Here is a 14,279-nt window from a genome sequence, read left to right as displayed (position 1 = left end):
AAGAGAGGGGCATAAATATGAAGTTATTCTTAATTCTGGGAGCAATAAACGGGTTCCTGGCGGTTGCCCTGGGAGCTTTCGGAGCACATGGGCTTGAGGGGAAGTTGTCCGAAAAGGCATTAAAAACGTGGGACAAAGCAGTAAACTATCAAATGTTTCATACAATGGCACTACTGATAACTGGATTACTGTTAGCGAAATTACAGAGCGGCGGCATGGTCTGGGCAGGCTGGATGTTCCTGGTTGGTATTCTATTATTCTCAGGAACGCTATATATCTATTCAACTACCGGCATTAAAACTTTTGCAATGATTACACCAATTGGAGGCGTTGCATTTCTAGTTGGCTGGGTGCTGCTTGGGTATGCTGTTATGAAGTATCTATAGTTGGAAGAGAAGGATCGTTGTGACAAGCATCAGCATAGCACCTTTAACAAACTGTTTCGCACCCTCTGCAGTATTATGAGTGTTCATAGCAATAAGCGCTTCACAGAAAATACTAATAGATAATAAATATAAGCTAAACAGCATGATGATGAGAATACCTTGAAAAATAGAAATAAGCCCAATTATCACAACTAAAACAAGGGTTATCAATTCAAGGCGAATGAATTTTTCATAAGGATGTCTCATTTGAACTTCCCCCAGTTGTTGATAATAGAAAAACTTGGTTTAATACCAAGTTTTTCTAACGCTCAACAGTTGCTTATCTTGATGGGTATACTGATTCTCCATTTCCAAACGGGTATGAGTAATTTATTTCCTCATCAAAAGTTATATAGTCAAGGTATATCATTAACAGTAAATACCTTTTTCCTGATTGAGGATCACTTAAAATGATATGGTCTCTTCCGGCTGCTTCAATAATTCCTCTAAAAACTTTAGCATTCCATTGACTATTATTTTCAAATGTCATATACACAGTAGCAGCTTTTCCCTCATTCAGCCGAAGAATATTTTCAATGTACGATTGCTCCATTGGAAGTTGGCCAGTACCAAGTTGCCCCATGCCATCAGCTTGTTGTTGCTGTTGTGCCTGTTGTGCTTGTTGGGCTTGCTGGTTTTGCGGACTCTGAGGCACTTGTCTAGGGTCATAAGCTGGATAATAAGCTGGAGAAAATTGTGGATAGTAATAGTAAGGATATTGCTGGTAGGAATTTGTAAAGCCTTGATTCTCATTTCTCTCGTTCTCACTCATAAAAAAACCTCCTATTAGTATGCTTTTGGACATTTTGATGCTGTTGGTGCAAAGTAACAATGTGCTTTGTATCTCTCTCTGTTCCATTGGCGGGCATAGTACCTTTTTCCGCTAATAATTTGCTTGGAAGTTAAGAAAGTATAAATAAGCTTCAGCACGCATTATTTTTGATTGTATCGAATAAGAGCCACACCAAACACACTACGTTTCTGTACTCGTGCTGGTTAGGTCTACTAAATATGTGTATGTAAGTATGGGCGGAATAATGACTGTCCTAAAAGGAATTTTTGTAGTTTGCAGGAATGAGCCTAACATGTGTATGTGTGAGTTGTGGTTAAAGCTGTCTATTTTAGGTTGAAGAATTTGAAGTTTCACCTTCCAATTAAACAAAAAAATTGCCTCGAATGTATCGAGACAATTTCATCCAGTCTATACGTGTAAATAAGCGTCAATATCATCTTTTGCCAAGTGATTTCCAACGAAAAATTCGCCGAACTCACCGAATCGTGCACTTACTTCATCAAAGCGCATTTCGTAAACAATTTTTTTCAGCTGTAATGGATCATGAGCAAAAAGGGTTACGCCCCACTCCCAGTCATCAAAACCGAATGAACCGGTGATAATTTGCTTAATATTACCTGCGTATTTTCGACCTGTTTTACTATGTTCATAAAGTAATTTTGCCCGATCTTTAAAATCAACTGAATACCAGTTATCTTCGCCATCGCGACTTTTGTTCATCGGGTAGAAACTGATATGCTCCCATTTAGGCAGAATCGGTTTCAGGCGTTCCTGTGTTCTTGGATCATCCTCCGCATGCTGAGGGCCATATTTCGAAAGCTCAACAACTGATACATACGAATGGGCAGGAAGTAGAAACTCGGCAAATTTTGATTTATTAAATTCCGTTTCAATATCAGTCAGTTCATTCATAGTTGGACGCAAAAACATAAACATTAAATCAGCTTTTTGGCCAACAACTTTATATAAAACATGACTTCCATTTTCTTCATTTTCAACTGCTTCCCATTTGGTAAGTAGGTTTTTAAATTCATGGATTGCTGATTCGCGTTCTTCACTGGATGCATATTTCCAGGATGTCCAGTCAATCGTACGTAAATCATGCAAACAATACCAGCCATCCAAGGTTTCAACTGCTTCTGCTGCCATTCTATATCTCTCCTTCATCAATTTGAAATTAATCATCATATATTTTTACTATATCATAATTAGGGAACGATAATCATGGAATAAGGTTTTGTCACCACTCCGTCAAAATTACTGCAAAAATCAAGGGTGATTTCTTTTAATAGACTGGATAATCAATTATCATTTTAACTAGAACATAACGCTAATAGGAGGTGCTCAATCATGAGTAATCTTTTTGATCAATTAAGTGATAAAATAAAAACAACTGACAAATCTATCGTTTTTCCGGAGGGGATGGATGAACGAATTCTGACAGCGGCTAGCCAGCTTGGTGCAGCTGGTATTTTAACACCTGTTTTATTAGGCGATCGTAGCAAGATGAAACAGAAAGCTGAAGAAATTGGTGTTGATATTGCTACATGTAAATTGATGGAACCAAAAGACTTTGCTGAATTTGATTTAATGGTGGAAACGTTTGTTGAACGTCGTAAAGGAAAAGTTACCGCTGAACAGGCACGTGAAATCTTGCTTGATGAGAATTATTTTGGAACGATGCTTGTATACATGAACCAGGCAGATGGACTTGTTAGTGGTGCGACACATTCAACTGCAGATACCGTTAGACCCGCATTACAGATTATAAAAACAAAGAATGGGATTAACAAGACCTCAGGCGTATTTATCATGGTTCGTAACGATGAAAAATATGTGTTTGCAGATTGTGCAATCAACATTAACCCTGACAGTCAGGATCTGGCTGAGATAGCAGTAGAGAGTGCTGTTACTGCCGAATTGTTTGATGTAGATCCACGTATTGCGATGCTTAGTTTTTCGACAAAAGGATCGGCCAAGTCGGAAGAAACAGATAAAGTTGTTAACGCATTGGATCTTGCAAAAGAAAAAAATCCTTCACTCATAATCGATGGTGAGTTTCAGTTTGATGCAGCATTTGTTCCAAGTGTTGCTTCGAAAAAGGCTCCGGATTCCGTTCTTAACGGCGATGCGAATGTGTTTATTTTTCCAAGTCTTGAAGCGGGAAACATCGGGTATAAAATAGCCCAACGACTAGGCGAGTTTGAGGCAGTAGGTCCAGTCCTGCAAGGGCTCAACAAACCGGTGAATGATTTATCGCGAGGGTGCAGCGCGGACGATGTTTATAAACTGGCAATCATTACAGCAGCACAAGCGTAATGGGAAAAACAAAGGCGCTAAAGCTGGATGTGGCTGATTCTGGAGTCCAGTTAACCACAGCACTTAAATTTTATAGTTTCTTAAACCAAAATAAAGGCTTGCAGCAGGTTGAAGATCTGCTGTAAGCCTTTTTAAGTTGATATCGTATGCTGGTTGGTTGATAAATGAGCTTTCAGGTTGATATATGGGTATACAGGTTGATAAACAGAATATCCAGTTGATATACAGTTATTGCAGTCGATAAATGAAATCCCCGGTCGATAAACGATCTTTTCCAGTCGATAAATCACTGCATCCCAGCTATTTTCTCATTCCGCTTGACCATTTGTTCGTATCTTGTTTTAAAAGCCTCCAGTTCATCAGCAGAAAATTCATCCGTTACAATCATATTGCTAAAATGCTCGAGCGATTCCAAAACACGATCCTTCATTCCATCGACACTTATTTTTGCCCCTAGAAGTTCTGTTAGCGAAGCCATTGTTGATGGATCAACATCTGGATAGGAAAACTTGGTTTCAGCGCCTTTAATCCCCACACTATAAAAATCACGTATTAATGCTGCTCGTTCAATGCCTTTTCCTTCTACATCCAAGTATATTTGAATGGAAGCTCCATCTTTTACACGACGCTGCGAAATTCCGGCAAATTTTCTGCCCCCAATACTTAAATCGTAGTCACCAGGGCAATAGGAACCGACAATTTCATATGCTTCTATATCATTTGTCAAATCACGTAGCATGTACTGGATAAAGCTGACCATCGCCTCATAACAATCATGAATAGAGATATGCTTTACATCAGGCAGGATCAGCGAAATATTCAAAACACCTGCGTCAAGTGCGACTGCTAACCCTCCGGAATTTCGGACAACAACTTGATATCCCTGTTCGCTTAGCAGCTCCACACCTTCTTCAATAAAAGGTATACGTGCATCGGGAATGCCTAACACAACAGTATCAGGGTGTACCCATAACCTTATTGCGGGAGCGGTGTTTTTTCCGCCGACAGATAGCGCCAGTACATCATCAATTGCAAACGACGTTAATGCTGTATAAGCTTTTTGATCAAAAAAATTTTCTTTTGAATGATCGAGATAGCGAAACTGCTTGTGCCTGATGATTTCCTTCCAGTTTTTCATAGTTTTCTCCTTTTGCTCATAAAGATTGGCTCTTTTATCCTTAGGTTATTCATTATATAATAAAATAAATAATGTCGAAAAGAAACGGGTTGGAAAAATGGCGTACAAAGATGAACAATTAAATGAAGAAAAAGTATTTAAAGATCCCGTCCATAGATATGTTCACGTAAAGGATCGTGTGATCTGGGATTTAATTGCTGCACCGGAATTTCAGCGTTTACGCCGGATTAAACAGCTTGGAACGACCAATTTAACTTTTCATGGAGCAGAACATAGCCGCTTTAACCATTCATTAGGCGTTTATGAAATTGTCCGCCGGATTCTTTATAATTTCGAAAACCGTCCACATTGGAATGATGATGAGCGTTTGCTGTGCTTATGTGCGGCTTTACTGCACGATCTGGGTCATGGACCATTTTCCCATTCGTTTGAAAAAGTTTTTAAGCTTGATCATGAGCATTTTACCCAACAAATAATTATGGGTGACACACATATACATACAATTTTAGAGCGTGTTTCACCTGGTTTTTCTAAAAAAGTTGCCGATGTAATCGATAAAACATATGAGGACAAGTTAGTTGTCAGTCTCATTTCGAGTCAGATTGATGCTGATCGGATGGATTACCTGCAACGTGATGCTTATTTCACTGGTGTCAGCTATGGACATTTTGATATGGAACGAATTTTACGTGTGATGCGGCCGATTGACGATCAGGTTGTCATTAAATCAAGTGGAATGCACGCGGTGGAAGACTATATCATGAGTCGCTACCAAATGTACTGGCAGGTCTATTTTCACCCTGTAACGAGAAGTGCAGAAGTAATTCTGTCAAAAATTCTCCATCGTGCCAAATATTTATTTGAGACAAATTATACCTTTAAACTGAAGCCAATGCACTTTATTTCATTTTTTAAGGAAGACGTCGATTTAGCTGATTACCTGAGACTGGACGAATCAATTGTCTCTTACTATTTTCAATTATGGCAGGAAGAAGATGACGAGATCTTAAGTGATTTGTGTGAACGGTTTATGAACCGTCGCCTGTTTAAATATATTGAATTTAATCCGAACCAGCAAATGAACGAGTGGATGGAGCTTTATCGGTTGTTTCAGGAGGCCGGGATTGATCCTGAGTATTACCTTGTGGTCGATTCATCATCTGATTTACCATACGATTTTTACCGGCCTGGTGAAGAGGAAGAACGACTCCCGATTCATTTGATGATGCCTAATGATGAACTGAAAGAGCTTTCCCGTCATTCGGACATCGTTGAAGCGATCTCAGGAAAAAAACGTACGGATCATAAGCTGTATTTTCCTAGAGATTTGTTGGATGACCTTAATGATGATTGCCCAGCCAAACGAAGAATTTTAGAGTTATTATATGGTGAAGGAGCGGGAAATAATGTTAACTAATCATGCGAAATTAATGCAATTTTTTTCTGTGGCAAATGAAGTTACCGGCCGGAAAAAGCTGCAGAAGATGATTTATATTTTACAAAAATGTGATATGCCATTTGAGGAAAAATACCAATTTCATTTCTATGGTCCATACTCAGAAGAACTATCGCTTCGGACAGAGGAATTATGTAATCTAGGCTTTATTGCTGAGGAAAAAGAGGAAAAGAGTAACTACTTTCAATATAATTACAGCATTACTGTGGATGGTCAGAGATTTTTAAATCAGTTTAATTTGAACATGCCTGATATGACAAAGCAGATTCAATTATTGAAAGGAAAGAGTTCGCGCTTTCTTGAACTTGTATCGACCATGCTTTATTTTGATGATTTAACGGAGTCGGACATGGCTGAAAAGATACATACCGTCAAGCCAAAGCAAAAGTATACGAATGATGAAATAACTGAAGCAACCCAATTTATTAAGGCAATTAACCCACCTCATTAATTATGGTGGGTTCACTTGTAACGTAAAACAGATCGCGTTTTACTTAGTCTTAAATTGTAATGGATGAAATGGAGCCTGCGGTTATGCTAGAATAATAATTAAAACCTATGTAGGAGGGTTCCGAAAGTGAGTTCAGAAGATCAAAATAAAAAGAAGACAAATCAATTTACAATACTTAAAGATGATTCAACGGACGGTCACGGAGGGTATGGTGCCGGTACAGTCAGTCTGGAAAATATGTCCCCGGTTATTATAGATCCAAATGAAGATCGTGCGTTTGTAGATATGGGAGCAATGCATGCCCGAAGTGAAATAGAACGACGTGTTAAATTTTTACCTAACAAAGATGAAGTACCAAATGGAAAATTATATTGGATTGTTTGGGTAAATGTTGAAAAAAATAAAAATGGTGCCTATTTTTCTGGTGTTTGTGGAAGTGAAGTTCGTGTTGATCGTTCAATCAAACGAGCTTATAAATCAATGCCTGAGCATGTGACCCACATGGAGAAATCATTGAAGGGCAAGATTATGCTTGAACACATGGATGATCATTCGAAAAAGCTATTAAAGGATTTCCTTGCCGATTTTGAAGGTGGAGATATGTGGAATAATTCTACAGATGAGTTAAAAGAAGTACTTCCAAAATAATGAACATTTTGTGACCGTATTATGAACAATTCATTTACAACTTGTACTTTAATCAAGAAATTTGTAAAATGTATATACATGGGCTAACTCATGTATTGCTAGGACAAAAAAGAAGCTGACTCCAAATGTAAGGTTGACCTTACGGGAGTCAGCTTCTTTTATTTTGGTGTAGCTCCGCTCGACAAAGTTTGACAAAAACCGGGAAGTGACAGGCACCACTCGGAACAGGCAGCCAACCATCCGCACCTCTTCTAGAACAGTTTGTCAAACCATTTCTGGAGCATTCCTTTTTGTTTTTTATTTTCTTGTGATTTGCTATCGGGTAAGTGGACTGAGCAATATTCTGTTGGCTCCGTTCCTTTCTCAAAATACATGACACGGCTTGTATCACAATATGCTGTTGCACGCTCGCCTGAGTCAGGATCAATTGGCAATCCTACAACACCTGATGGAGCGGTGAATCTTTGTAATGGCAAATCTTTATGGGCTGCTTCCATAAATCCTGCCCATACGTCTTTGGCATAGCTGACTTCTGCAGTTTTTTCCATAGGGGCGTTATTATCATAGCCTGTCCATATACCTGCAACAAGTGAGGGGCTATAGCCCATCATCCAACTGTCTGTGTTCGTTGTCCCGGATTTTCCAGCATAAGTACGACTCAATTGATTAGCAATTGAAGATCCTGTCACTGCCATATATCCATCCAATGAACGATCAAACATCCCAGTCATTAAATGAGTCAATATAAATGCGGACTCAGGATCAAGTACTTGTTTACCTTCTTCTTGGTCTCTTTCGAATACCGTTTGTCCATACCGATCAATAATTTTTGTGATGGTATGTCCTTCTATTTGATTACCGCCATTAGCTATTGTGCCATATCCTGTAACCATATCCTCCACAGATACTGCTGCCGTTCCGAGGGCTAATGACGGTACAGCAGGCAAGTCACCGTCAATACCAACTTTTCTAGCAGTATCAACAAGTGTGTCAGCGCCAAGGAATAGATTCGTTCGAACCGCATAGACGTTATCAGATAAAGCTATTGCCTGAGCTAACGATATCTCCTCATTCGCGTAATACCCGTTATAGTTACTCGGCTGATATACTTTTCCATCCTCGAGTTCAAATGATGTCGGTTTACTCATCAACATTGTGCTTGGTGTATAGCCATTGTTTAAGGCGGCGTAATATAAAAATGGTTTAAAGGCTGACCCTGGCATCCGCTTCGCACTAATGGCACGGTTAAACTCGCTTTTTTGATAATCTCTTCCACCTAATAAAGCACGGATGCCGCCTGTTGTCGGGTCCATAACCATTGCGCCGATATTTATTTCGCTCTCAGGCTGAATAACATGTTTGGCGCTGCGTTCCAGTTCTTGCTGAAGGTCCACATCCAATGTCGTATGAATTTTATATCCGCCTGACCGAACTAATTCAGATTCCACGTTTAATATATCAGCAGCTTCTATTAAAACAGTGTCCTGAAAATAAGGTGCTGCTGCAATCTTTGCCCGTTCTTCCCGTTTTGTGAAGGCAAGGTCTTCCCGGCTGGCTAAAAAATACTCCTGTTCTGTAATGTCGCCGTCATCCTGCATTAGCCCTAAAATTCGTTTTTGCCTTTCTTCGGCATTATCCCGGTCATTAAGTGGTGAATAATAGGTAGGGCCTTTTGGAATTGCAGCAAGCATTGATGCTTCAGCTAAAGATAACGCACTAGAAGATTTGTTAAAAAAATACCTGCTTGCCGCTTCAATACCATGTGCACCATGGCCATAGTAAATCGTATTTAAATAGCCCTCCAGAATTTCATTTTTGGAGTAGTACATTTCGATCCTTACTGTATGAAAAGCTTCCTTTAGTTTACGTGACCACGTTTTATCATGTGTTAAATATAAGTTCCTGGCATATTGCTGCGTCAGTGTACTGGCACCTTCTTTTAATGAAAAACTCTTTAAATCAGATAATACCGCACCAGCGATTCGTTTCAAATCAAATCCATTATGTCTATAAAAATACTGATCCTCAATCGCAAGGGTTGCTTTAATTAAATGGGGTGACATTTCCTTCAAATCTACCCAATACCGATTTTCCGCACCTCGTTCTTCGCCAATCACTTCTTCATTTATGCTATAATAAATTGTATTTTGATCGGTCGTAAGTTTTGGGGGACCGAGCAAAAAGCTCACCAAATAAACCCCTGCAAGGCAAACAATCCCAAGTATAAAAATACTTATAGGAAATAATAGAATTAACTTGCTTTTCTTTAATCGGAAAAATTTTCTCATACGCTTTTATCTCCATTAAGATTTCATTACTTTCATTATGGGAAAAGATAAGCAGAAATAAACGTAAAATCATGAGGGATGTATTGTATGTATGGGAATTTAACTGCTTTATGTTGATAAATGCATACAATTATCGCTATAATAGGAAATTATACAAAGCAGGAGCGATTCGATGAATTCAGAACCAAAAGAGGTTTCAATTGAACTTCAGACAGTTATTAACGATGATGGGCAGACAGAGTACAATACTGTTAAAGAAAATGGGAATTTTTATAAAAAAGATAATATAGATGTACTTACCTTTAAAGAGAAAGCGGACGATGGATCATTAATTAACAATTTGATTACTATTCATGCTGATAAGGTTAGTATTAAGCGAATAGGGTCGGTTAAAATGCATCAGCAATTCCGTTTAAGGCAAACATCGGAAAATGTATTCCAGCATGAATATGGTCATATACATATGGAAACTTTTACAAATTCGATGCAATATCAAGAGCTTGCCGATCAGCAAAATGGCTTGTTAAAACTCGACTATACTGTGAAGCTGAATGGACAAGAAGAACGTAAGCAAAAAATAACACTGTCAATAAAAGAGGAGGACTCCCAATGAACGTTTTGGCACAAACAGAGGATGTATTGAAGCAGGAAATTGCTGCTTCCGTCCTAAATGCGAACCTCGCAACGGAAGATGAATTGCCATCAGTTATTTTAGAAAAACCAAAGGACAAGGCCCATGGTGATTTTGCTACAAACATAGCAATGCAGCTGGCACGGGTCGCCAAAAAAGCACCACGTCAGATAGCGGATGATATTGTGGCCAATATTGATCAATCAAAAGCAACAATAGAAAAAGTGGAAATTGCTGGACCAGGTTTTATTAATTTTTTCATGAAGAATGATTATCTAGGTGAACTTGTCCCAACAATATTGAAGGCTGACAAAACATATGGACAAACGGAAGCAGGGCAGGGCAAAAAAGTTCAGGTTGAGTTTGTTTCCGTAAACCCAACCGGTGATTTGCACCTTGGACATGCTCGTGGTGCAGCATTTGGTGATGTTTTCTGCAACGTTCTGGATGCAGCAGGCTATAATGTTGAACGGGAATACTACATTAACGATGCCGGAAATCAGATTGATAACATGGCATTATCCATTCAGGCGCGGTATCTGCAAGCACTAGGTCACGATGCAGAAATGCCTGAGGGCGGCTATCATGGTAAAGATCTTGTTGGTATTGGCAAACAATTAGCCACAGAGTATGGTGATAAATGGGCCGATGCAGATGAAACAGAACGAGTGAAGTTTTTTAAAGAGTACGGATTAACATATGAACTTGATAAACTGAAAAAAGACTTGAACGATTTTGGTGTCTATTTTGACAACTGGTTTTCCGAGCAATCATTATATGATAACAACAAGGTAACGGAAGCAGTCCAAACATTAAAAGATGGTAACTATGTATATGAGCAGGATGGTGCAACATGGTTCCGTTCAACGGACTTTGGTGATGATAAGGATCGTGTGTTAATTAAACAGGATGGCAGCTATACGTATCTGACACCTGATATTGCCTACCACAAAAATAAGATTGAACGTGGATTTGATCAAATTATCAATGTCTGGGGATCTGATCACCATGGCTATATCGCCCGGATGCGCTCAGCAATTGAAGCACTTGGATATCCGGTTGAAAAGTTCGATGTAAAAGTCATCCAAATGGTAAGCCTGTTCGAAGGCGGCGAAAAGATTCGCATGAGTAAGCGGACAGGCAAAGCAGTTGCGCTGCGTGAATTAATGGAAGAAGTTGGGGTTGATGCTGTCCGTTATTACTTCGTGATGCGTTCAAACGATTCGCAGCTTGACTTTGATATGGACCTTGCACGTTCCGAATCAAATGATAACCCTGTCTATTATGTTCAGTATGCACACGCAAGAATTTGTACAATGCTAAAGCAGGCAAAAGAAAAAGGACTCGCAAGTGATGACAACTTTAATGCAGAGCTATTAACTGCTGAAAAAGAAATTGATCTACTCAAAAAACTTGGGGAGTTTCCAAAAACGATAGCAGATGCTGCCGAAAAACATACACCGCACAAAGTGACGCAATATGTGTTTGATCTGGCAACACTGCTGCACAGTTTTTACAATGCAGAAAAAGTGTTGAACCAGGATGAACCAGAATTAACAAAAGCACGGATTGCATTAATGAAAGCAGTACGGATTACAATCGCAAATGGACTACGAATACTCGGTGTATCTGCACCAGAAAAAATGTAAGCTGCTTGCAGGGGTTAAGGCCCCTGCAAGTTTTTTATATTGAGTACGATGGTAACTGGAATAAAAATTGTGACATAAGGGGGGAGTGCATATTTCTATAACTACAATTGTTCCTGAACCCAAAAAAGTGGCATCAACTGTAATATTATTTTTATGTATACAGAAAGATAATAATTATGACAATTATCACATCTCCCTAAAAATAAGTTGACTGAATGATCATTCACATATAAAGTATTAGTATATAAAACTTAAAAAATTGTGGCGGTGTGCATCTATATTTTTTTATAAATAATGCAATCGCTATCATTTTTCGTTATACTAAGACAAAAGGAGGAGCGAATGATGGACACGTTTTTATTGATTAATTTGCTAGCATTTCTAGCAATAGTCATCTATGGTTTGTATTTATTCGCTAGAGTTGTAGCAACACGTATTTCGTATATTAAACTCGGTAAAAAATCTGAGTTTGATCGTGATTTTAAAGAACGGTTCCGTCGAATAGGAAAAATCGTTTTTGGTCAATCGAAACTATTGAAGGATAAAAAATCCGGGACTATTCACGTTATGATGTTCTACGGTTTCATCCTTGTGCAATTTGGTGCGATTGATATGTTTATCAGAGGATTGGCGCCAGGAAGTCATTTACCATTCGGGCCTTTCTATGCAGGATTTACATTTTTCCAGGAACTTGTAACGTTGATGATATTGGTTGCTGTTGTATGGGCGTTTCACCGTCGTTATGTAGAAAAAATCGTTCGACTTAAGCGCGGCTTTAAGGCAGGACTTGTTTTAATTTTTATTGGAACATTAATGGTATCTGTTTTGGCAGGCAACGGAATGGCTTTAATCTGGCATGGTGAAGGATTAACATGGACCGAGCCTATTGCTAGTTTAATAGCAGGAGCATTTAGCTGGTTACCACAAACGGCTGCAATAGTATTATTCTATGTGTTTTGGTGGATTCATACGATTACGATTCTAACATTCTTGGTTTATGTACCACAGTCAAAACACGCACACTTAATAGCAGCACCAATTAACGTATTTTTAAGCAAACGTGTGCCAGGGAAATTGAAAAAAATAGACTTCGACATGGATGAAGAAGAAAATGAAGATGAGATTTCATTCGGTGTTGGAAAAGTAGAAGATTTTGAACAGCATCAGATGATTGACTTTTATGCATGTGTTGAGTGCGGACGTTGTACTGATGTATGTCCGGCATCTGGAACAGGTAAAATGCTGTCACCGATGGATATCATGATCAAAGTTCGTGATCATTTAACGGAAAGGGGTGCAGCAGTTACAGGTAATTCGCCTTGGGTACCTTCTTATGCATTTTCAAATACCAATGGGAACCAAGCTGCAAGTGCAGGAGCGAATGAAGCAGCAGCGGGTATGGAAAGTGCAAGCCTAATCGGTGATGTTATCACTGCTGAAGAACTTTCAGGCTGTACGACATGCCGTAACTGTGAGGATGCTTGCCCGGTAAATAACGAACATGTTGGCACAATTATTGATATGCGCCGTTACCTTGTTATGACAGAAGGTAAAATGGATCCGGATGCTCAACGTGCGGTTATGAACATAGAGCGTCAAGGTAACCCATGGGGACTATCTAAAAAAGACCGTATCAAGTGGCGTGAACTTGATGAAGAAGCATACATTCCAACAGTAAAAGAATTGAAAAAAGAAGATAAAGAATTCGAATATCTTTTCTGGGTAAGTTCAATGGGCTCATTTGACAACCGAAGCCAAAAAATCGCCCTAGCATTTGCCAAGTTAATGAACAAAGCAGGAATCAACTTTGCAATCTTAGGTAATAAAGAAACAAACTCAGGCGACACGGCACGCCGTATCGGTAATGAATTCCTATTCCAGGAAATTGCTGAGAAAAATATTAAAGAATTTGAGAAAAATGGTGTGACCAAGATCGTAACTATCGATCCACACGCATATAATATTTTCAAAAATGAATACCCTGATTTCGGTTTTGAGGCAGAAGTTTATCACCACACACAAATGCTCTATGACATGGTGATGAATGGTAAGCTTGAACCAAAACGTGAAATCAACCAAAAGCTAACATACCATGACTCATGTTACTTGGGAAGATACAATGGTGTTTATGACCCACCACGTGAAATTTTAAAATCTATTCCAGGTCTTGAATTGGTAGAAATGCAGCGCAATAAAGAAAATGGCATGTGCTGTGGTGCAGGTGGAGGTCTGATGTGGACCGAGGAAACAACTGGTAACCGGATTAATGTTGCCCGTACAGAACAGGCAATGGAAACTCAATCAACTATGATTTCCAGTGCTTGTCCATTCTGTCTGACGATGTTAAGTGACGGTACAAAAGCAAAAGAAGTTGATGAAGATATTAGTACATTAGATGTAGCAGAAATTCTCGCACTATCCGTATTCATTGAAGATGAAGCAAAAACAGCTTAAAAAACTTGGCGAGAGCCTTAGTTGCAC

The 14,279-nt window shown here is 39.0% G+C and carries 14 protein-coding genes; 9 read left to right on the top strand and 5 right to left on the bottom strand.

What is annotated here, in order from left to right; genetic code table 11:
• Positions 1 to 17 precede the first annotated feature (17 nt).
• Positions 18 to 386: a DUF423 domain-containing protein gene (locus J2Z82_RS08905; protein WP_209480449.1), complete on the top strand. Its 369-nt coding sequence runs from the start codon at positions 18 to 20 to the stop codon at positions 384 to 386.
• Here the strand turns inward: J2Z82_RS08905 and J2Z82_RS08900 are convergent.
• From J2Z82_RS08900 to hemQ, 3 genes are all read right to left on the bottom strand, one after another.
• Positions 381 to 632: a hypothetical protein gene (locus J2Z82_RS08900; protein ID WP_209480448.1), complete on the bottom strand. Its 252-nt coding sequence runs from the start codon at positions 630 to 632 to the stop codon at positions 381 to 383. The two genes, J2Z82_RS08905 and J2Z82_RS08900, sit on opposite strands and share 6 nt — an antisense overlap.
• Before the next feature lie 73 nt (positions 633 to 705).
• The gene (gene gerQ, locus J2Z82_RS08895; protein WP_209480447.1) at positions 706 to 1,197 is read right to left on the bottom strand and encodes a spore coat protein GerQ; all 492 of its coding nucleotides are present in this window, start codon (positions 1,195 to 1,197) and stop codon (positions 706 to 708) included.
• A gap of 429 nt (positions 1,198 to 1,626) precedes the next feature.
• Positions 1,627 to 2,367 (bottom strand): hydrogen peroxide-dependent heme synthase, encoded by a 741-nt coding sequence (gene hemQ, locus J2Z82_RS08890; protein WP_209480446.1) that lies wholly within the window; start codon positions 2,365 to 2,367, stop codon positions 1,627 to 1,629.
• Positions 2,368 to 2,568: 201 nt separating this feature from the next.
• Between hemQ and pta the strand changes: the two genes are divergently transcribed.
• Both pta and J2Z82_RS19590 read left to right on the top strand, forming a co-directional pair.
• Positions 2,569 to 3,537, top strand: coding sequence for a phosphate acetyltransferase (pta, locus tag J2Z82_RS08885; protein WP_209480445.1), 969 nt, complete (start codon positions 2,569 to 2,571; stop codon positions 3,535 to 3,537).
• Positions 3,537 to 3,662 (top strand): hypothetical protein, encoded by a 126-nt coding sequence (locus J2Z82_RS19590; protein ID WP_280922986.1) that lies wholly within the window; start codon positions 3,537 to 3,539, stop codon positions 3,660 to 3,662. The genes pta and J2Z82_RS19590 overlap by 1 nt, the downstream gene beginning before the upstream one ends.
• 161 nt (positions 3,663 to 3,823) lie before the next feature.
• Here J2Z82_RS19590 and J2Z82_RS08880 read toward each other — a convergent pair whose 3' ends face one another.
• A complete protein-coding gene (locus tag J2Z82_RS08880; protein WP_209480444.1) occupies positions 3,824 to 4,675 on the bottom strand; it encodes a lipoate--protein ligase family protein in 852 nt (283 codons plus the stop codon).
• 97 nt (positions 4,676 to 4,772) lie between these two features.
• Here J2Z82_RS08880 and J2Z82_RS08875 point away from each other — a divergent pair, with 97 nt between their 5' ends.
• The 3 genes from J2Z82_RS08875 (at position 4,773) to J2Z82_RS08865 (ending at position 7,230) form a co-directional block, all read left to right on the top strand.
• Entirely contained in the window at positions 4,773 to 6,092 is a 1,320-nt protein-coding gene (locus tag J2Z82_RS08875; protein WP_209480443.1) for an HD domain-containing protein, read from the top strand.
• Complete coding sequence (locus J2Z82_RS08870) at positions 6,082 to 6,582, top strand: YwgA family protein (RefSeq protein ID WP_209480442.1); 501 nt, start codon at positions 6,082 to 6,084, stop codon at positions 6,580 to 6,582. The genes J2Z82_RS08875 and J2Z82_RS08870 overlap by 11 nt, the downstream gene beginning before the upstream one ends.
• A gap of 126 nt (positions 6,583 to 6,708) precedes the next feature.
• Entirely contained in the window at positions 6,709 to 7,230 is a 522-nt protein-coding gene (locus J2Z82_RS08865; protein ID WP_092491420.1) for a YwhD family protein, read from the top strand.
• Between the two features lie 251 nt (positions 7,231 to 7,481).
• Here the strand turns inward: J2Z82_RS08865 and J2Z82_RS08860 are convergent, their stop codons facing one another.
• A complete protein-coding gene (locus J2Z82_RS08860) occupies positions 7,482 to 9,419 on the bottom strand; it encodes a transglycosylase domain-containing protein (RefSeq protein WP_342453616.1) in 1,938 nt (645 codons plus the stop codon).
• Between the two features lie 271 nt (positions 9,420 to 9,690).
• Here J2Z82_RS08860 and J2Z82_RS08855 point away from each other — a divergent pair, with 271 nt between their 5' ends.
• From J2Z82_RS08855 to J2Z82_RS08845, 3 genes are all read left to right on the top strand, one after another.
• Entirely contained in the window at positions 9,691 to 10,131 is a 441-nt protein-coding gene (locus tag J2Z82_RS08855; RefSeq protein WP_209480440.1) for a YwiB family protein, read from the top strand.
• Positions 10,128 to 11,798 (top strand): arginine--tRNA ligase, encoded by a 1,671-nt coding sequence (argS, locus tag J2Z82_RS08850; RefSeq protein ID WP_209480439.1) that lies wholly within the window; start codon positions 10,128 to 10,130, stop codon positions 11,796 to 11,798. The genes J2Z82_RS08855 and argS overlap by 4 nt, the downstream gene beginning before the upstream one ends.
• Before the next feature lie 345 nt (positions 11,799 to 12,143).
• Complete coding sequence (locus J2Z82_RS08845; RefSeq protein ID WP_209480478.1) at positions 12,144 to 14,252, top strand: heterodisulfide reductase-related iron-sulfur binding cluster; 2,109 nt, start codon at positions 12,144 to 12,146, stop codon at positions 14,250 to 14,252.
• Positions 14,253 to 14,279: the final 27 nt, after the last annotated feature.

The organism is Virgibacillus litoralis (assembly GCF_017873675.1).
GTDB classification, from domain to species: Bacteria; Bacillota; Bacilli; order Bacillales; family Amphibacillaceae; genus Lentibacillus; species Lentibacillus litoralis.
This window is presented reverse-complemented; position numbering and strand designations above follow the sequence as displayed.